Source organism: Grimontia sp. NTOU-MAR1 (assembly GCF_035758505.1).
Taxonomy (GTDB): Bacteria; Pseudomonadota; Gammaproteobacteria; order Enterobacterales; family Vibrionaceae; genus Enterovibrio; species Enterovibrio marinus.
On sequence record NZ_CP142108.1, the window covers coordinates 2,872,614 to 2,892,400 of the forward strand.

Annotated in this window: 18 protein-coding genes and 1 other RNA gene; 15 read left to right on the forward strand and 4 right to left on the reverse strand. The window is 51.3% G+C overall.

Annotation, left to right across the window (positions count from 1 at the left end; genetic code table 11):
- Nucleotides 1–37: 37 nt before the first annotated feature.
- From VP504_RS13345 to VP504_RS13360, 4 genes are read right to left on the reverse strand one after another with little or no spacing between them, the layout of a single operon-like run.
- A complete protein-coding gene (locus VP504_RS13345) occupies nt 38–586 on the reverse strand; it encodes a BON domain-containing protein (protein WP_325891571.1) in 549 nt (182 codons plus the stop codon).
- A gap of 2 nt (nt 587–588) precedes the next feature.
- Entirely contained in the window at nt 589–1,179 is a 591-nt protein-coding gene (locus VP504_RS13350) for a phosphoheptose isomerase (protein WP_002537348.1), read from the reverse strand.
- 3 nt (nt 1,180–1,182) lie between these two features.
- Nucleotides 1,183–1,551 carry a YraN family protein gene (locus VP504_RS13355; RefSeq protein ID WP_325891572.1) on the reverse strand — a complete coding sequence of 123 codons (369 nt, stop codon included), beginning with the start codon at nt 1,549–1,551 and terminating at the stop codon, nt 1,183–1,185.
- A complete protein-coding gene (locus VP504_RS13360) occupies nt 1,535–3,376 on the reverse strand; it encodes a penicillin-binding protein activator (protein ID WP_325891573.1) in 1,842 nt (613 codons plus the stop codon). The genes VP504_RS13355 and VP504_RS13360 overlap by 17 nt, the downstream gene beginning before the upstream one ends.
- Before the next feature lie 55 nt (nt 3,377–3,431).
- Here VP504_RS13360 and rsmI point away from each other — a divergent pair, with 55 nt between their 5' ends.
- The 15 genes from rsmI (at nt 3,432) to ftsA (ending at nt 19,759) form a co-directional block, all read left to right on the forward strand.
- Complete coding sequence (gene rsmI / locus VP504_RS13365; protein WP_325891574.1) at nt 3,432–4,292, forward strand: 16S rRNA (cytidine(1402)-2'-O)-methyltransferase; 861 nt, start codon at nt 3,432–3,434, stop codon at nt 4,290–4,292.
- Between the two features lie 55 nt (nt 4,293–4,347).
- An RNA gene (gene rnpB, locus VP504_RS13370) (RNase P RNA component class A) lies at nt 4,348–4,727 on the forward strand.
- A gap of 295 nt (nt 4,728–5,022) precedes the next feature.
- The gene (gene mraZ / locus VP504_RS13375) at nt 5,023–5,481 is read left to right on the forward strand and encodes a division/cell wall cluster transcriptional repressor MraZ (protein ID WP_325891575.1); all 459 of its coding nucleotides are present in this window, start codon (nt 5,023–5,025) and stop codon (nt 5,479–5,481) included.
- Between the two features lie 12 nt (nt 5,482–5,493).
- Entirely contained in the window at nt 5,494–6,447 is a 954-nt protein-coding gene (gene rsmH / locus VP504_RS13380; RefSeq protein WP_325891576.1) for a 16S rRNA (cytosine(1402)-N(4))-methyltransferase RsmH, read from the forward strand.
- Nucleotides 6,447–6,761 carry a cell division protein FtsL gene (gene ftsL / locus VP504_RS13385; protein ID WP_325891577.1) on the forward strand — a complete coding sequence of 105 codons (315 nt, stop codon included), beginning with the start codon at nt 6,447–6,449 and terminating at the stop codon, nt 6,759–6,761. The genes rsmH and ftsL overlap by 1 nt, the downstream gene beginning before the upstream one ends.
- Nucleotide 6,762: 1 nt before the next feature.
- Nucleotides 6,763–8,511, forward strand: a complete 1,749-nt coding sequence (locus VP504_RS13390; RefSeq protein WP_325891578.1) for a penicillin-binding transpeptidase domain-containing protein — start codon at nt 6,763–6,765, stop codon at nt 8,509–8,511.
- Complete coding sequence (gene murE / locus VP504_RS13395) at nt 8,511–9,998, forward strand: UDP-N-acetylmuramoyl-L-alanyl-D-glutamate--2,6-diaminopimelate ligase (protein ID WP_325891579.1); 1,488 nt, start codon at nt 8,511–8,513, stop codon at nt 9,996–9,998. The genes VP504_RS13390 and murE overlap by 1 nt, the downstream gene beginning before the upstream one ends.
- Nucleotides 9,995–11,359 carry a UDP-N-acetylmuramoyl-tripeptide--D-alanyl-D-alanine ligase gene (locus tag VP504_RS13400; protein ID WP_325891580.1) on the forward strand — a complete coding sequence of 455 codons (1,365 nt, stop codon included), beginning with the start codon at nt 9,995–9,997 and terminating at the stop codon, nt 11,357–11,359. Before murE ends, VP504_RS13400 begins: the two co-directional genes overlap by 4 nt.
- Nucleotides 11,353–12,435, forward strand: a complete 1,083-nt coding sequence (gene mraY / locus VP504_RS13405; RefSeq protein WP_002537368.1) for a phospho-N-acetylmuramoyl-pentapeptide-transferase — start codon at nt 11,353–11,355, stop codon at nt 12,433–12,435. The genes VP504_RS13400 and mraY overlap by 7 nt, the downstream gene beginning before the upstream one ends.
- Nucleotides 12,436–13,788, forward strand: coding sequence for a UDP-N-acetylmuramoyl-L-alanine--D-glutamate ligase (gene murD, locus VP504_RS13410; RefSeq protein WP_325891582.1), 1,353 nt, complete (start codon nt 12,436–12,438; stop codon nt 13,786–13,788).
- Nucleotides 13,785–14,990: a cell division protein FtsW gene (gene ftsW / locus VP504_RS13415; RefSeq protein WP_325891583.1), complete on the forward strand. Its 1,206-nt coding sequence runs from the start codon at nt 13,785–13,787 to the stop codon at nt 14,988–14,990. The genes murD and ftsW overlap by 4 nt, the downstream gene beginning before the upstream one ends.
- On the forward strand, nt 14,968–16,032 hold the full coding sequence (murG, locus tag VP504_RS13420) for an undecaprenyldiphospho-muramoylpentapeptide beta-N-acetylglucosaminyltransferase (RefSeq protein WP_325891584.1): 1,065 nt from the start codon (nt 14,968–14,970) through the stop codon (nt 16,030–16,032). The genes ftsW and murG overlap by 23 nt, the downstream gene beginning before the upstream one ends.
- A gap of 11 nt (nt 16,033–16,043) precedes the next feature.
- Complete coding sequence (gene murC, locus VP504_RS13425) at nt 16,044–17,507, forward strand: UDP-N-acetylmuramate--L-alanine ligase (protein ID WP_325891585.1); 1,464 nt, start codon at nt 16,044–16,046, stop codon at nt 17,505–17,507.
- Between the two features lie 207 nt (nt 17,508–17,714).
- Nucleotides 17,715–18,491: a cell division protein FtsQ/DivIB gene (locus VP504_RS13430; protein WP_325891586.1), complete on the forward strand. Its 777-nt coding sequence runs from the start codon at nt 17,715–17,717 to the stop codon at nt 18,489–18,491.
- Between the two features lie 11 nt (nt 18,492–18,502).
- A complete protein-coding gene (gene ftsA, locus VP504_RS13435; protein WP_002537378.1) occupies nt 18,503–19,759 on the forward strand; it encodes a cell division protein FtsA in 1,257 nt (418 codons plus the stop codon).
- Nucleotides 19,760–19,787: the final 28 nt, after the last annotated feature.

The window sequence follows — 19,787 nt, forward strand, 5'->3', positions numbered from 1 at the left end:
GCAAAAATCATCACCAAAGGTCAACGGCCCCTAAAAATTATTCACTGCTTGCGCTTGGCTCATAATATTGAAAGCCTTTGATGACCTGCTTAACACCACTCAAGTTGCGGGCAATCTCCGTGGCTTCATTCGCTTGCTCACGGGTGACATAGCCCAGCAGAAATACCTCACTGTCTTCCGTGATGACTTTAATGTTCACGTTACGGAGCTTTTTACTGCCAATAAGGGCGGACTTTACCTTGGTGGTGAGCCAGGTGTCTTTGGATACATCACCTATAGACAAAGGCGCCTTGATGCGAATTTGGTCATAAACCGTCTCTATGCCATTCAGTTCTCGTACTTTGGTAACGATTGTGTTTTTGAGCGCTTCGGTTTTCGCTTGACCTATCAATAACAACTTGCCGTCATAGGAAACGGCATTAACACGGGTATCACCTTTAAAAGGGGCTTTGTTTACTATTCCGGCAACTTCCATTACTAGTTGGGTATCTTGCCATTCCGTTTTCGCGGTGCGGGTATCCTGCTCGTAAATCGCAGAACAGGCACTTAACCCTAAAACTGCTGCAAGTAAAAGCGCCTTTTTCATGGCTACTCTCCGTGTGTCGGGAACAGGTATTGATCGATAAGATCGCAAAGAGTATGCAAGGTGATCAGGTGAACTTCTTGTACGCGGGAAGTGCGCTGTGATGGGATGCGGATTTCCACATCCTGTTCACCCAAAAGACCGGCCATTTCACCGCCATCTTTACCGGTAAGCGCAACGATTGTCATGTCTCGGGTTACCGCGGCTTCCATTGCCTTGATGATGTCTTTGCTATTACCGCTGGTAGACAGCGCTAATAGCACGTCTCCGCCTTGTCCGAAAGCACGTACCTGCTTGGAGAAGACTTCATCGTGGTGGTAATCATTCGCGACCGCTGTCAGGGTCACGGTATCAGCCGTCAACGCTAGTGCAGGTAGACTAGGGCGCTCTGTTTCAAAGCGGTTAAGCAGACAGGAAGCGAAATGCTGAGCATTTGCTGCGGAGCCACCGTTACCACAACACAGGATTTTGTTGCCGTTCAACAGACACTGAACCATTACCATAGCAGCTTTGGAGATTTGCTCAGGCAAAGCCTCCGCAGCAGCAATTTGTGTCTGTATACTCTCGGTGAAACTCTCTTTGATGCTATCTAGCATTGATTACCCTTCAAATACGATATTTTTCATCCAGTTTACCGAGTTTACATCGCCTTCAAAAGTCACGGCATCAAATCTAAACTCGGTATGTGTCGCGGACAAGCCATTTTTCGCCAACCACAAATAAGCCGCTTTGAGCATACGTTGTTGTTTTTGTTTAGAGATACTGGCTGCTGCGCCGCCATAGGAGATCTGATTTCGATACTTGACCTCTACGAAGACGAGACAGTTTTTCTCCCGCATGATTAGGTCAAGTTCACCGCCCTTGAAGCGGGCATTTTTCTCGATGGTCTTCAGGCCCTGCCGTTCAAGGAAACGGCGGGCCTGTGTTTCATAGTGGTCGCCGGTTTGCTTTTTACTTAACTGAAACAATCCCCTGATCCCCAAACATCGCCCAGGAAACGCTGCGGTTAACCGTACAGTAATCGCCCAGAGACAATTCACCTGACAACCCTTCAAAGCGGTATTCCGGCAATGCCTGCATCTGAGGTAGCGCTTCAATCAGGGCATACGCATCCATCCCCAACGCATAAAGGCGAGTCATACCATTATCCAGTCCTGGCCAGAGTTGGTTAAAGCGCGCAGCGGCAGGGTTGTTAGGCTCAATCAGAAGTGGCACATCGCTGAATTCGATACCACGAAGTTCCCCAATTTCGCCAACGCCGTTCACTCGGTTGTTAGAACGTGAGCTTGAGTACAATTTCGGTGGTTGAACGTCCGGGTTGATGGCGACTTCGATAAATGGTTTAAGCAGCGTGAGTTCGCCTGCATTGGCGACCAGGTAAACTGCATCGACGTCGCGACGGCTGCGCTGCTCTGATTCCATTTCCAGCCCCAGAAGTTGCTGCATTTGCTGGATACGCCCCTGACTTTCTGTTAGGCCAAATACCCGTTGAACAGTCTTCTGCATAGCTGCGCGATTTTTGAAGAATTCGACTTCTGCAGGCTCACCGGTTTGCTCTTCCCATTGCTTGGAGAAAGCTTCACTAACGCGTCGGCCAAAGCCGTTATCAGGTGCAATCACCAATGGATACTTATGCTTGTTCTGAGCAATATGCAAGGCTGCCTGTTCTGCTTCCTGTTCGGGGGACAGCGTAAAGAAACAAGTGTTTGCCTCGCCATCTTCATCATTAGGAATGTTCAGGGCAAGCGTTGGAATAACGTTCTGGCTGACCGTTAGAAACTCTTCCACTTTATCTTTACGAAGAGGTCCGATAGCAAACTGGATACCGTCATCACGCATTTGGTTGACGATGTCAGTTGTCGAAAGTGCATTCGTGTCATAGAACATCACTGAGGGCGCAGTGTTTCCAGAATCATCGTCCAACAGTGCCTGAACCAGACCGTTACGGATAGCTTCACCCTGAGCAGCGAATTTGTCGCTCAATGGCAGCATCACACCAATGCGATCAGGACGGGTAATTTCCATCGATTGAAGCGCGGTTAGATCATTTGGCAGATAGCGATTTGCTGGATGTGATGGGTTTGCTGCAAGCCACTGATTCAAAGCCTCCTGCTGCTGCGCGGGACGACCGGAGTATCGGCGCAAGAGGTTAACCAGCTCTACCCAGCCATTCAGGACTGGGTTGGTGGTTGCAGACAGAGAACTCAGCTCTGAAGGTGGCATTTTCACCAGCAGTGTCCAAACGTTTTCCCAGTTTTGCTGCTTATCATAATTGTCCGTAATGTAAGGGGAGCCTTCAGCATAAGAGAGCACAGCGTCTGGCATGTTGCCCAGTGCTTCGTAAAGTTCACCTTTCAACAGGTAATAGCGCTCGTATTGAATGGCTGGAATACCCCAAGATGGCTGGAAGTTTAGGTTATCAACCGCGGTTTGCAGATCGCCCTTTTGCTGAGATAACAAGGCGCGATTCAGTTGCCATTCGGAAAGTTGCAGTGGGGTCAGTGGCAGTTTTGCCAAACGACTGACCAAAACATCCGCCTGTGCGTACTGTTTTTCTGTAATCAGTGCTTTTAACGCCAACAAATACCAGTCAGCTTTTGCTTCTCCGGTTTCGGTTTCTGCTTTGAGCAAATAGAAAGTCGATGACTCCAGCGCCGGCGCTGTGATGTCATATTGCGGTCCTTGCTCAACAGGTGTTGTGGTGGTACACGCCGAAAGCACCAATGCCAGCGCGATTGGTGGGAGAACTCGTGATACACTTTTACACTTATGGGTTATTTTACGCATGAACATCTTCTGTCCGTAACTTGTTGCCCTCTATATTAATCGCCGAAGGGTTGTGAAACAAATGACTGATGAAACTTCAACCATGGTTGACGTCTCAACTTTATATATCGTGCCGACACCGATCGGAAACCTGGGAGACATCACCCAGCGTGCTTTGGAGATTTTGCAGCAGGTCGACATCATCGCTGCCGAGGATACCCGCCACACTGGTAAACTACTGTCCCATTTTGGAATCACCACCCGAACTTTCGCGCTGCATGACCACAATGAACAACAGAAAGCAGACTTTCTGATTGAAAAATTGGCCACAGGGCAAACTATCGCGCTGGTGTCTGATGCGGGAACGCCGTTGATATCTGATCCAGGTTACCATTTGGTGACCCGTTGTCGTCAGGCGGGTGTCAAAGTTGTTCCCTTGCCGGGACCATGTGCAGTCATTACTGCCTTAAGTGCGTCGGGGTTGCCTTCGGATCGTTTCAGCTTCGAAGGTTTTCTGCCGCCAAAAAGCAAAGGCCGCCGTGATAAGTTTTCTGACATAGCCGAAGACCCGCGAACACTGATTTTCTACGAATCACCGCACCGTATTCTCGATACGCTTGACGATATGTTGACGGTACTGGGTACAGAGCGTCAGGTAGTATTGGCTAGAGAACTGACGAAAACGTATGAAACCATTCACGGTGCGCCGCTGGGCGAGTTGATTGAATGGCTGAATGAAGACAGTAATCGCATTCGAGGCGAGATGGTGCTTTTGATTGCGGGTCACCGTGCAGAAAAAGACGACTTGCCATTGGAAGCAACTAAAGCCGTCACCCTATTGGCGAAGGAGTTGCCACTAAAGAAGGCGTCGGCGATTGCGGCAGAGTTGTATAACGTGAAAAAAAATGCCCTCTATAAGTGGGGCTTAGAAAATCTCGAGTAAGAAGTCCGTTCTTTTCGCTGGATCCAAAGCGGTGAACTCTATATAATCCGCCGCCTGAGTTGGCCGGGTAGCCGCTGCTTCGTTGATGTCCTTTGGGAGACTGACGAGGGGGAGGAAAGTCCGGGCTCCACAGGGCAGGGTGCCAGGTAACGCCTGGGGGGCGCAAGCCTACGACCAGTGCAACAGAGAGTAAACCGCCGATGGCTCTTCGGAGATCAGGTAAGGGTGAAAGGGTGCGGTAAGAGCGCACCGCGCGACTGGCAACAGTTCGTGGCACGGTAAACTCCACCCGGAGCAAGACCAAATAGGTCCCCTTTGGCGCTGCCCGCGTTGGGGACGGGTAGGTTGCTGGAGCCTGTGAGCGATTGCAGGCCTAGACGAATGGCTACCACCGTTTTTACGGTACAGAACCCGGCTTATAGGCCGACTCACTAAATTAAATGGGCGAGTTTAGCGATAAACTTGCCCCAGAGAAGGCGAGCATTGGCTCGCCTTCTTTTGTTTTGGCTTCAGTAAAAGTTAGCCGCTGCCATAAGGGAATGTCATGCGGTTAAAAAATGAACGGCTTAGTGCGGTGTTCAAGCTATTGAAATAAAATGCGCTTCGCGATTACGTGATCTTTATCTCGCTCGATGCTTGCTTGACTTTCTTTTTGCCTGATACTTACACTTTCTAGTGGGAAAATGTGGAATAAAGTGGGTTATTCTGGTGGAAAAGGGTAGTCAGTGACATGTTGAGGGGCGTCAGCGCCATATCGCCCGACGCGAAAGGTCGCGTCGCATTGCCAAAGCGTTATCGGGAAGAACTCGATGCGTTATGCGATGGCGTGTTTGTCTGCACCATTGATCATCAGTTACCATGCCTGCTGCTTTACCCCTTGCCCGAATGGGAGCGCATCGAAGCCAAGCTATCCCGCTTATCCAGCCTCAATCCAGCCGAGCGTCGTTTGCAGCGATTGCTGCTTGGCCATGCGTTTGAGTGTGAGATGGACGGACAGGGGCGAATTCTGATTGCACCAACACTGCGCGATTACGCCGGTTTGAATGGTAAAGCCATGCTGGTGGGACAGCTCAATAAGTTTGAGATTTGGAACAGCGACAAGTGGCAGCAGCAGATCGACCAAGATATTCAACATCAAGCCGAATCAGCGGACGCGCTGAGCGACAGGCTCAGTAACTTATCGCTTTAGGTAGTCAAGATTATGTCAGAGCAGTTTTCACACATTTCCGTCCTCCTCCACGAATCTATCGAAGGTCTCGCACTCAAACCAGACGGCATTTATGTCGACGGTACGTTTGGCCGTGGTGGACATACCCGAGAAATTTTACGCCGTCTGGGTGAAGGCGGTCAACTATACAGTATCGACCGTGATCCACAGGCAATCGAAGAAGCGGGCAAGATTGATGATCCGCGCTTCAATATCATTCATGGGCCGTTTTCTGGCATTCAACAGTACATCGAAGAACGTGGCCTTAGCGGCAAGATTGACGGCGTATTGCTGGACCTGGGTGTCTCCTCTCCCCAACTGGATGATCCAGAACGCGGCTTCAGCTTTATGCGTGACGGCCCGCTCGACATGCGTATGGATCCAACATCTGGTATTCCAGCCTCCCAATGGATGGCTGAAGCAGAAGCCGATGACATTGCTTGGGTATTGAAAGAGTTTGGTGAAGAGCGTTTCGCCAAGCGCATCGCCCGTGCGATTGTGGCGCACCGTGAAGATGAAACCAAAGAGCCACTAACCCGCACTTTGCAGCTGGCAAATCTGATTGCAGCGGTATCGCCTTCCCGTGATCGTAAAAAGCACCCAGCGACCCGCTGTTTTCAGGCGATTCGCATTTACATCAACAGTGAGTTGGAAGAGATTGAAACGGCGATGCAAGGTGCGCTTGAAGTGCTAGCATCGGGTGGACGCCTATCCATCATCAGCTTCCACTCATTGGAAGACCGTCTGGTGAAACGCTTTATGCGTAAGCAAAGCAAAGGGCCGGATGTGCCACATGGCGTGCCACTCACCGAAGATCAAATCCGCGCACTGGGTCAGGCAAAAATGAAGCTAGTGGGCAAAGCATTGAAACCGTCTGATATAGAAGTCTCAGACAACACACGCTCCCGAAGTTCTGTATTGCGTGTAGCAGAAAAATTGGGTGGCTGATGTCTGCAGAGAATCCAGGACTGACAAGGCAAATTTTTCAGGATCTAACCAGTATCGGTCGGGTTCCTTTGTTGCTTTTGATCTTGGTTTTGGGTTCGGCATTGGGTGTGGTTTACGTCACCCAGCAGACGCGTGTTGCGATCGCGCATCATGATCAACTCTTGATGGAGCGAGAGCAACTGGAAGTGGAATGGCGTAACCAGTTACTTGAAGAGCACGCATTATCAGAACACAGCCGAGTCGAAGCCATGGCACGGCAGGACCAGAACATGATCCGTCCAGACAGTCGACGCGAAGTCATAGTGAGCCAATAGTGTGAAGGGAAAAACGAAACAGACCAATCAGCGAGCGAAAAAGCCAACACCGAATTTGATTCGGTGGCGCTTTGTCACGGTCTGTTTCTGTATTTCCCTTGCCATGGTCGCGTTGATTGCCCGCGCCGCATTTATTCAGGTCATCGAGCCGGATCGCCTTCTTCAGGAAGGCGACATGCGTTCTGTCCGTGTTAAAGCGCTTCACTCTGCGCGCGGTATTATCACTGACCGTAATGGCGAGTCGCTGGCCGTCAGTGTCCCGGTTGAAGCTGTGTATGTAGATCCGGTGACTGTATTTAAAAACGGCGGTCTGAAAGACATTGATCGCTGGTACGCGCTGGCTGATGTGTTGGGTATCGATCGTCAGGCGATGGTAAACCGCATCGAACGCAATAAAACCAAACGCTTTATTTACCTCCAGCGTCAGGTCGGTCCTGCTGTTGCCAACTATGTTTCCGGTCTCCGCTTACCGGGTATTGGCATGAATGACGAGTCCCGTCGTTTTTATCCGGCAGGTGAGGTTAGTGCTCACCTTGTAGGTGTAACCGGTATTGATGGCCGTGGTCTTGAAGGGATTGAACGCGGTTATGATGGTTGGTTGAGTGGCGAACCGGGCCGTCGTACTGTGCGCAAAGACCGTTATGGTCGCGTAGTGGAAGTGATTTCCAAAGAGGCCAAGGAAGAAGGCAAGCCACTTCAGCTCAGTATCGATCAGCGTCTTCAGGCGATTTCTTATCGCGCCATTAAGCAAGCGGTTGCGGACTACCGTGCGACCTCTGGCTCATTGGTCATGGTCGATGTGCGTACTGGTGAAGTATTGGCGATGGTGAATGCACCGTCTTACAATCCGAATAACCGCGCCGATCTGAAAAGCTTTAAAATGCGCAACCGCGCCATCACTGACGTTTTCGAGCCAGGTTCAACCATCAAGCCTTTGGTGGTGTTGGCAGCATTGGAAAATGGCGTGGCGGATGAGTCGACCATCATTGATACCGGCAACGGCGTGATGAGTATCGGCGGCGCGCGTGTCCGAGATGTTTCCAAAGTCGGTGAAGCAAACCTCCGTAAAATTCTCCAAAAATCCAGTAACATCGGTGTCAGTAAGCTGTCGCTTTCTATGCCCGTCGAAGCGCTGCTTGGTCTTTACAGCAGCTTTGGCATCGGTGACGCAACAGGTGTGAACCTGGTTGGTGAGTCTTATGGACTCTATCCGAACCGCCGTCGTTGGTCTGACTTCGAACGCGCGACGCTCTCCTTTGGTTACGGCCTATCTATTACGCCATCTCAGCTTGCCCGTGCTTATGCGGTACTTGGCGCGGAAGGTGTGAATCGCCCGCTGTCGATTTTGAAAACCGAATCCGTGGTACCGGGTAAACAGGTCGCGTCACAAGAAAATACCCGAAAAGTCCTCGATATGTTGGAGTCCGTGACGCAGGAAGGCGGGAGTGCCCGCCGTGCAGCGGTTGATGGATATCGCGTCGGGGCAAAAACAGGTACAGCGAAAGTTGCAGTGGCTGGTGGCTACGGTGATGAATATATCGGTTATACGGCGGGGATCGCACCCTTGAGCGAGCCGCGCATTGCCATGGTGGTGGTGATCAATGAACCCCAGGGCGATAAATATTACGGTGGTCAGGTTGCGGCCCCCGTGTTTTCTGACGTGATGAAGAGCGCGTTGCAGATCCTCAATATCGCACCGGACGCTCAGCAGCCATTTTTACAGATTGCTAATACGGACAATCGGAACTGATGCCGAACACGAGCTTTAAAGAATTATTGGCGCCTTGGTATGACGCCATCCCAGAGACACCTATTACCGGTTTGACGCTGGACAACCGCCAGATCCAACCGGGTGATGTATTTATTGCCGTTCAGGGGCACTCCCTGGACGCACGACGCTTTATTCCTGCTGCTATTGAAGCCGGCGCAGCAGCGGTGATTGCTGATGATGGTGATACTAACGGCCAGTTTGATGTCACTTTGCAAAATGGTGTGCCCGTCGTTGCCTTCCCTCACTTGAAATCCACTTTGTCGGAAATTGCTGACCGTTTCTATCAATCACCAAGCAAAATGATGAAGGTGATTGGTGTGACAGGCACCAATGGCAAAACCACGGTGAGCCAGTTAGTTGCGCAGTGGATTGATCTGCTTGAAGGTAAAGCGGCAGTGATGGGAACCACAGGTAACGGCTTCCTTGATGCATTAGAGCCAGCTTTAAACACCACGGGCAGCGCGTTGGATATTCAGCAGCAACTTGCGGCGTTTAACCATCAGGGCGCGACTCATGTGGCGATGGAAGTGTCTTCTCATGGTTTAGTACAAGATCGCGTGAAAGCCGTGGCTTTTGATGCTGCTATCTTCACTAACCTCAGCCGTGATCACCTTGATTACCACGGCACCATGGAAGCATACGCGGAAGCCAAGCTTCGCCTGTTTACCCACTATGGCTCAACGGTTTCCGTGATCAACGTTGATGATCCGGTCGGTGCTAACTGGGTCAGCAACATGCCGGAAGCGGTGGTGGTTTCACTTTCTGAAAGCAATGTCCACGGGCATCACGGACGCAAGCTTTGGCTAACATCTGTCGACTATGCGACAAGTGGCGTGACCATCAGCTTTGACTCTTCATGGGGCGCTGGCCAGTTCACTGCGCCGCTGGTGGGTGAATTCAATGTGATGAACCTTTTGGTCAGCCTGACGACACTTCTTGGGCTTGGCTACGAAAAACAAGCTCTGATGGCAGCTGCCAGCAAGTTGCAGGCGGTGATTGGGCGCATGGAAGTTTTTCATCGTGCTGACAAACCTATGTTGGTGGTGGATTATGCTCACACCCCCGATGCCCTTGAAAAAGCGCTGATGGCTCTTCGCCGTCATTGCGACGGTAAGCTTTGGTGTATTTTCGGCTGTGGTGGCGATAGGGATACAGGTAAACGCCCAATGATGGCAGACATTGCTGAAAGAATGGCTGATGTCGCTATCTTGACCGACGACAATCCCCGCTCAGAATCTCCGGAAGCGATTGTGGCTGACATGCTCAAAGGCATGGTCGATCCCGATCAAGCAATTATCCTTCATGATCGCGCGGAAGCGTGTGGCTATGCATTTGAAAATGCGTCAGGAAAAGACGTGATTCTGGTCGCAGGAAAAGGACACGAAGACTATCAAGTGCTGGCATCAGGTACTGTTCACTATTCCGATCGTGAGACCGTACGCCGTTTGTTGGAGGAAGAGGCATGATCCCAGTTTCATTGAAATCACTGCAGACTGTTTTAGACGCTGATCTGGTCGGCGAAGATGTGGTGATTGATGCCGTTTCCACTGACACGCGAACGCTTGGCAATGGCGCTTTGTTTGTCGCGCTGGTGGGCGAGCGATTCGATGCCCATGACTTTGTAGAAACTGCATATGAAAACGGCGCATCAGCGCTTTTGGTTTCCAAACCCGTCGATGTCGCACTGCCACAACTGGTTGTGAAGGACACCAAGCTGGCGCTGGGGCAACTGGGCGCATGGGTGAAATCTCAATGTGACGTGAAGACGATTGCGCTCACAGGAAGCTGCGGTAAAACCACAGTCAAAGAAATGCTGGCTGCCATTCTGTCTCCAAAAGGTCAGACGCTTTATACCGCCGGCAACTTCAACAATGACATCGGTGTGCCGCTGACCTTGCTACGCCTACAACCTTCCGATGAGTACGCGGTGATGGAGTTGGGTGCTAACCATATTGGTGAAATTGCTTATACCACGTCTTTGGTTAAGCCTGATCTGGCAATGGTCACCAATCTGGCGGCGGCGCATTTGGAAGGCTTTGGTTCCCTTGATGGGGTGGCCAAAGCCAAAGGTGAAATCTTCCAGGGGCTTGCTGACGGTGACTTGGCGATCGTTAATCAGGACAGTAATGGCGGCGCATTTTGGGATGACGTACTGAAAAGTAAGCAAGTACTTACCATGGCAGTGACTGGCAATCCTGCAGACTACCGTGCCGAGAATATTCATCGGGTCGATAACGGCTGCTATGCCTTCGATCTGGTTTCACCGCAAGGCACCTATCCGGTGACACTCAGCCTTCCCGGTGAACACAACGTTGCGAACGCGATTCTTGCTGCCATTGCTGCGACCAGAATCGATAGTAAGGTGACAATGGACGATGTGGTCCGAGGTCTCGCTTCTGTGTCGCCTGTCAAAGGTCGCGGTGCGATAAGCTTCCCGCGCCCCGGTCTTCGCCTGATTGATGACAGCTACAACGCTAGCCTCGCAGCGATGAAAGCAGCGGTGGATTTGCTGGATGGTTTCGATGGCGACAAAGTCATCGTCTTGGCTGATATGGGTGAGATGGGCGAACATTCCGAATCGGTGCATGGAGAAGTTGCAGAGCACCTCAGCAAGGCCTCTATCCAAACCGTAATTACTTATGGACCTGCCAGCGCCGCGATTAGCGAACGTTGCTGGGGTCAGCACTTTGAAGATAAAAGCGCATTGATTGCGCATGTAGTAGAACTGATGAAAACAAAACGCGAAGTATCCGTTTTGGTCAAAGGGGCCAACGGAATGAAGATGTCTGAAGTGGTTGCAGCAATAGAGGAGGCAGCCAAATGCTAGATTGGCTATCAGATATCCTAACCCAACACATTCCGTTTTTCCGACTGTTTGATTATCTGACATTCCGCGCAATCCTGAGCGTGTTAACTGCATTGACGTTGTCACTCTGGATGGGACCGCGCTTGATCGCTCGCTTGCAGATGCTGCAAATCGGTCAGGTAGTACGCAACGAAGGTCCGGAATCCCACTTCAGCAAACGTGGTACGCCGACCATGGGCGGCATCATGATTTTGACCGCGATTACGGTCACTGTGCTGCTGTGGGCTGACCTTTCCAACCCTTATGTTTGGGCAGTGCTATTCGTGACTCTGGGTTACGGTGCCGTTGGTTTTGTCGATGACTACCGTAAAGTGGTTCGCAAGAACACAGACGGCCTGATTGCCCGCTGGAAGTATTTCTGGCAATCCGCCATTGCGCTGGTGGTGGCCTTCGCGCTCTATATTCACGGTAAAGATACTGCTGCGACCCAACTTGTGGTGCCTTTCTTCAAAGACGTGATGCCGCAGCTTGGCCTGTTTTACATCGTCTTCACCTATTTCGTGATTGTTGGCTCAAGTAACGCGGTGAACCTTACTGACGGTCTTGATGGCTTGGCCATCATGCCAACCGTGATGGTGGCCAGTGGTTTTGCCTTTATTGCCTGGGCGACAGGTAACGTGAACTTTGCTGAATACCTGCACATCCCCTATATCAAAGATGCCGATGAATTGGTGATTGTCTGTGCGGCGATTGTCGGCGCAGGTCTGGGCTTCTTGTGGTTTAACACCTATCCGGCCCAAGTATTTATGGGGGATGTGGGCTCACTGGCACTGGGTGGTGCACTGGGCACGATTGCCGTGCTGGTGCGTCAGGAGTTCCTGTTGGTGATCATGGGCGGTGTGTTCGTGATGGAAACCTTGTCAGTGATCCTGCAAGTGGGCTCTTACAAACTGCGCGGTCAGCGCATTTTCCGCATGGCGCCTATCCACCACCACTACGAATTGAAAGGCTGGCCAGAGCCGCGCGTGATTGTACGATTCTGGATTATTACCCTGATGCTGGTTCTTGCAGGACTGGCAACATTGAAGGTGCGCTAAATGAAGACAGACGCCGCGAAAAACATTGTGGTGATTGGGCTCGGTATGACCGGGCTCTCTGTCGTTAATCATCTTGTGAGAAAAGATGATGGCGCGACCGTGAAAGTGATTGATACCCGTGCTAACCCGCCGGGCGCAGAGCAGTTACCGGAAAATGTGGCATTGCATGCCGGTGGTTGGAATACGGATTGGCTACTGTCAGCCGACCAGATTGTGGCAAGCCCAGGCATTGCGCTGGCAACGCCAGAGCTTCAGGACGCGGCTGCGAAAGGCATTGAGATTGTCGGTGACATTGAACTCTTCGCCCGTGATGTAAAAGCGCCTGTCATTGGTATTACCGGCTCAAACGGTAAAAGCACCGTGACCAGTCTGTTTGGTGAGATGGCTAAAGCAGCAGGCATCAATGTCGGTGTTGGCGGTAATATTGGCTTTGCAGCTTTGGATATACTTGCCAATGAGCACGCTCTTTATGTACTGGAGCTGTCGAGCTTCCAGCTTGAAACGACCTCCTCCCTGAATTTGGACGCGGCAGTGTTTCTCAACCTTTCAGAAGACCATATGGATCGCTACGAAGGGATGGATGACTACCGCGATGCCAAATTGCGCATTTTCGACCAAACCAAACTGTCGGTCTGGAACCAAGACGATCTCCAGACCAAAAATACGCAGAAGACGGGCGGCAATGTGCCTGCTATCAGCTTCGGCTTCACGTCAGGTGAGTACACACTGACCGAGAAAGACGGCGCAGAGTGGCTGACAGCAGAAGGCGAGCCTGTGATGGTGGTGTCTGATGTCGCGCTGGTGGGTCGTCACAACGTGGCTAACTGTCTGGCGGCGATGGCGCTGGCTGATGCTGTGGGTGTGAGCCGTGAAGCGCAATGTCAGGCAATGCGTGAATACCGAGGTTTACCTCACCGTTGTCAGCAAGTGATCGAACACAACGGAGTGCTTTGGGTGAATGACTCAAAAGCGACTAACCCCGCGAGCACTGAAGCGGCGCTTGATGGCCTGCAATTAGCGGGGCGTCTGCACCTTTTGGTGGGCGGTGATGGCAAAGGCGCAGATTTTTCTTCGCTGAAACCTATCCTCGACAAGCTGAACGTGACTTTGTATTGCTATGGCCGTGATGGTCATGCTTTTACAAATCTGGTTGCGTCGCCTGTGGTGATTGAAACCATGCAGGAAGCCATGGATATCGCGGCATCGACCGCGAACTCTGGCGACATGGTGTTGTTGTCTCCAGCATGCGCGAGCTTCGATCAGTTCACCAACTTTATGGTTCGTGGTGATTCTTTTGCTGCTTACGCAAAAGAAATAGCACAGCGAAGCGCAGAGGAGAGCGTGACGGAATGATGAGTGCGAAGTGGGACGACAACCGTTTGATGCGCTGGCTTTCGAATCCAGCGCCAACGGCATTGTATGACCGCCAACTGGTGTGGCTGTCATTCGGCCTGATGATGGTTGGTCTCATCATGGTGTCCTCTGCTTCCATTCCTGTTTCTGTCCGTCTGGTTGATGAGCCGTTTTATTTCGCCATGCGTCAGGGCGTCTATCTGGTAGGCGCACTTATCATTGCCGGCGTGGCCATGCAGATACCTTTGTCTCGTTGGCAACAACTCAGCATTCCTCTGCTTTTTATCTCGCTCGCACTTTTGCTGGCGGTTCTGTTGGTCGGTAAATCGGTAAACGGTGCATCCCGTTGGCTGCCTATGGGCTTTTTTAACCTGCAGCCAGCAGAAGTGGCCAAATTATCACTCTTCCTGTTTATTGCTGGCTACCTAGTGCGTCGCCATGGTGAGGTTAGAGAAAGCGTCACTGGCTTTTTAAAGCCATTGGCTGTGCTGGTGGTGATTGCAGGTCTTTTGCTGCTTCAGCCTGACCTTGGTTCTGTTGTCGTCATGTTTGTTACGACGGTAGGTATGCTGTTTATTGCCGGCGCCAAGCTATGGCAGTTCGGTGTCTTGCTGTTTACCGGTCTTGGGCTGGTGGGTCTTTTGATCATTGCTGAGCCCTACCGTGTCGCTCGTGTCACCTCCTTTCTGGACCCTTGGCAAGATCCGTTTGGTAGCGGCTATCAGCTGACGCAGTCTTTGATGGCCTTTGGCCGTGGCAGCTGGTGGGGACAAGGACTCGGTAATTCTATCCAGAAGCTTGAATACCTACCGGAAGCCCATACGGACTTTGTTATTGCGGTGCTGGCAGAAGAGCTTGGACTGATTGGCGTTACTGTCGTTTTGCTGATGGTATTCTCATTGGTTTTCCGTGCCCTCTTTATCGGGAAGCGTTGCCTCGAAGCGAATCAGTTATTCGGCGGCTTTCTGGCATTTGGTATTGGTATCTGGTTTGCATTCCAGGCACTGGTGAATGTCGGTGCCGCGGCAGGTATTATGCCGACCAAAGGTTTGACTTTGCCGCTGGTCAGTTATGGCGGCTCCAGTTTATTTATTATGTCGACGGCGGTGGCGTTACTTCTTCGCATTGACCACGAATACCGTTTGGAAACGGCGCAGGCGCACCAACGAATTGTCTCTCATGAAAAACGAACAAAAGCATAAACGATTATTGGTGATGGCCGGTGGAACCGGTGGTCATGTTTTTCCAGGACTTGCGGTAGCCAAAGAACTACAAGAGCAGGGATGGGAAATTCGCTGGTTGGGTACAGCAGACAGAATGGAAGCGGACCTAGTACCAAAACATGGTATTGAGATCGACTTTATTGAAGTTAAAGGGCTGCGTGGTTCGGGCTTTGCGCGTAAACTTCTCGCCCCTTGGATGGTGCTTAATGCTGTGATTCAAGCGCGGCACCATATCAAAAACTGGCAACCTAATGCCGTGCTGGGTATGGGCGGATATGTGAGTGGGCCGGGTGGTTTGGCTGCATGGCTAAGCGGTATTCCTGTTGTACTCCACGAGCAAAATGCCGTTGCGGGGTTAACAAACCAGTGGTTGGCAAAGATTGCCAAGCGTGTTTTGCAGGCTTTTCCCGGTGCATTTAACGGCAAAGAAGTCGTTGGCAATCCGGTAAGAAAGGATGTTTGCGCCTTGCCAGAACATAAGGCTTATGTAGATGGCACGCCGCTAAAAGTGCTGGTGATGGGAGGAAGCCAGGGGGCTCGAATCTTAAACCACACACTGCCTGAAGCGATGGTGAAGCTGAACCGTGAATTGGTGATTCGCCATCAGGCGGGTAAAGGCAACCAGGCTGACACGGCAGAGCGCTTCCAGAAAGCGGGTGTGGTGAATGCCGAAGTCACCGAGTTTATTGATGATGTCGCTGAAGCCTACGATTGGGCAGACATCCTGATTTGCCGCTCTGGTGCTTTGACAGTGTCTGAAGTGTCTGCGGCAGGTGTGCCGTCGATCTTCGTGCCTTTCCAGCACAAAGATCGCCAGCAGGCACTGAATGCTGAGCACCTCGTCGAGAGTGGCGCGGCGCTAATGATAGAACAACCGGATTTGAACGCTGACGCTTTGGCGGCGGCACTAGAAGATAAAGATTCATCTTCATTGATGGCGATGTCGAAGGCTGCTAAAGCCGCAGCAATTACCAATGCTGCAGAGCGTGTGGCCTGTGTCATCAAAGACGTAGCGAAGTAGAGAACAAAGTGATGGGCAAATTTGATAGTCATCAATTAGAAAAAATTCGAACCATGGTGCCGGAAATGCGCCGTGTGAAGCGTATTCACTTTGTGGGTATAGGCGGTGCCGGTATGTGCGGTATTGCGGAAGTACTGATCAACGAAGGTTATGAAATTACGGGCTCTGACCTCTCTGAGAATGCAGTAACTCAGCGTTTGGAGAGTAAAGGCGCTAAAGTTTTCTTCGGTCACGCCGAGAGTAATGTTGATGGTGCAAGCGTTGTAGTGGTATCGACGGCAATCCGTCAGGACAATCCAGAGTTAGTTGCAGCGAAAGCCGCACGTATTCCTGTAGTTCGCCGTGCAGAGATGTTGGCTGAACTGATGCGCTACCGCCATGGCATTGCTGTTGCAGGTACGCACGGTAAAACCACTACAACAGCGCTAACTACGTTGATTTATCAGGAAGCCGGGTTGGATCCCACGTTCGTCAATGGTGGACTAGTGAAAAGTGCAGGCACAAACGCACGTTTAGGTTGCAGCCGCTACTTGATTGCTGAAGCCGATGAAAGTGATGCATCCTTCCTGCATTTGCAGCCAATGGTGTCGATTGTCACCAATATCGAAGCTGACCACATGGATACCTATGGCGGCAACTTCGATAATCTGAAGCAGACTTTTGTCGACTTCCTGCACAAGCTGCCTTTCTATGGTCAGGCGGTCATGTGTGTGGATGATCCTGTGGTGCGTGAGCTTATTCCTAGCATTGGGCGACAGGTTATCACTTATGGTTTCTCTGAAGATGCCGATGTGCGTTTGAAAGATTATCGCCAGGAAGGCCAGAAAGGTATCTTCACTATTTTGCGAGACGGCAAACCGGAAGTTCATATCGAGCTAAATATCCCGGGTCGTCACAACGCGCTTAATGCTGCCGCTGCTGTTGCTGTGGCGACTGAGGATGGCGTGGAAGACGACGCTATCCTGCGCGCGCTGGCGAGCTTTGAAGGAACAGGCCGTCGCTTCGACCAACTGGGCCTGTTCCCTGTTGAAGACGGCCATGCGCTGCTGGTGGATGATTATGGTCACCACCCAAGCGAAGTGGATGTCACCATTCAGGCCGCACGTGCGGGTTGGGCGGATAATCGTCTGGTGATGGTTTTCCAGCCACACCGCTACAGCCGCACCCGCGATTTGTATGACGATTTTGCCAATGTGCTTGAGCAGGTTGATGTATTGCTGATGTTGGACGTTTACTCAGCCGGTGAAGCACCAATTGCGGGTGCTGATGGTCGTAGTTTGTGTCGCACCATTCGTGGTCGTGGAAAAATTGACCCGATCTTTGTACCGGATGTGGATGCTTTGCCTGCTGCGTTGGCTGCGGTGATTCAGCCAGGCGATTTAGTGTTGACACAAGGTGCGGGTGATATTGGTAAGGTGGCTAGAAAACTGGCCGAATTGGAACTGGATAAAAAGGCGTTGAGCGAGCAGGTATAAACCTGATTACATGCGGAATGACTGAACCCGGGCAGAGTGATGTCTAACTTTTAACCTGTTTTTGATGGTTTTGCATGTATTTGATCTCAGCTTCATCACTTCAGCGTCAAGAAGGGTTGGTGACCTGTCAAACTGACCGTTATAATCGGTCGGCTTTGTTGAAGCAAAGCCGCAGGTTGCCTGATGATAGAGAGGCAATAGCCTGATATGACAAATGTGACCGTTGAGGACATACCGGCTCAGCCTTCAATGTTGAAAGAGCATTGGGGGGGGCTGGTGTTTTTGCTGTTTGTCATTCTGGCAATTCTTTGGTCGCTGCTCAGGGTTATCGCCTGGATGGGGGACGAAGAGCAATTGCCGCTGTCCCAGATTGTTGTGCAGGGTGACCTAGAGCACTTAACACCGTTAGAAGTTCGCAATGCGGTGTTGCAACTCGGTGGTTTGAACAGCTTCATGATCCAGGATGTGGATGACATCCACAGTGCTGTTTCCGCACTGCCCTGGGTCGCGAATGTGGCAGTACGAAAGCAGTGGCCGGACACGATTAAAGTTAATGTGACTGAATACCAGCCCCAGGCAGTCTGGAATGGATCGTTTCTTTTAGATGTTGGTGGGAACGTATTTGGCGCGGATCCTGCTGAGGTAAAAGACTTGGGCCTAGTGTCACTCCATGGCCCAGATGGCAGTGAAAAAGAAGTGCTTGAAGCGTGGCGCGAAATGCGTGGCATTCTTGCACCAACAAAATTAGAAATTGCTGCCTTGGCGCTCAATGAGCGCCGCTCGTGGCGAATTGTCACTCGTGGTGGGGTGCGCATTGAATTAGGACGAGAGTCCCGCAACGAGCGACTAAAACGCTTTGTCACACTACTTGATGATTTCAAGTCGACCGACAGAGCGATTCAATATGTGGACTTGCGCTATGACACTGGCGCTGCGGTGGGCTGGAAAGCTCCGGAAGTAGAAGCCAGTGACGAGAATACCTGAGAGTAGGTGGAATGAAACAAACAACTGACAGACCGCTGATTGTTGGATTGGATATCGGAACCTCCAAGGTTTCTGTTCTGGTCAGTGAGATTTTACCTGACGGAGCGATCAATGTGCTGGGTGTGGGTTCTACGCCTTCACAAGGCATGGATAAAGGCGGTGTCAACGATCTTGAGTCTGTTGTTAAATCAGTGGAGCGCGCGGTTAACGACGCAGAGCTGATGTCTGATTGCAAGATTCGTTCAGTCTATCTGTCGCTATCAGGAAAGCATATTCATTGCCAGACCGAACGTGGTATGGGAACGATTTCCGATGAGGAAGTCACGCAGGATGACGTCGATATGGTCATTCACACGGCGAAGTCGGTGAAGATCAGCGACGAGCAGCGCGTACTGCACGTTATCCCGCAGGAATACAAAATCGACTATCAGGAAGGGATCAAGAATCCTGTTGGTCTTTCCGGTGTGCGTATGGAAGCCAGCGTACACCTTATCACTTGTCACAACGATACTGCGCGAAATATCGAAAAAGCAGTGGAACGTTGTGGCCTGAAAGTGGACCAATTAATTTTCTCTGGTCTGGCGGCAAGCCACGCAGTCATCACTGCAGACGAGAGAGAGTTGGGGGTATGCGTCGTCGATATTGGCGGCGGGACCATGGACATTGCCGTATGGACTGGCGGCGCTTTGCGTCATGCAGCCGTGATTCCTTACGCTGGAAATGTCATCACCAGCGATATTGCTTATGCCTTCGGTACACCTCTTAGCGACGCTGAGAAAATCAAAGTGAAGCATGGGTGTGCGTTAAGCGAGTTGGTGAATAAAGATGCCAAGGTCAATGTGCCAAGCGTTGGAGGTCGTCCTTCACGGAGCCTGCAGCGTCAAACGCTGGCCGAAGTCATTGAACCGCGTTGCAGCGAATTGCTGGGGTTGGTGCAGCAAGAGTTGGAACGTGTTCAGGAACGTCTGCGCGGACAAGGTGTAAAACACCAACTGGCTGCAGGTATTGTCCTTACGGGCGGTGCTGCGCAAATGCATGGACTGGTGGAATGCGCTGAGCGCGTCTTCCAGAACCAGGTACGCGTGGGGCTTCCTGATGGTGTTACAGGGCTGACTGACTATGTCAATGCAACCTATCATGCCACTGCAGTTGGGTTACTGCACTACGGCAAAGAAAACCTATTGAACGAATCGAGCGAGCCGGAGCCTAAAAGAACTGTATCAGGCATGTTCAGTAAACTTAGTGGCTGGCTTAAGAAAGAATTTTGAACCTGATGCGAACAGGAAAGACGGAGAG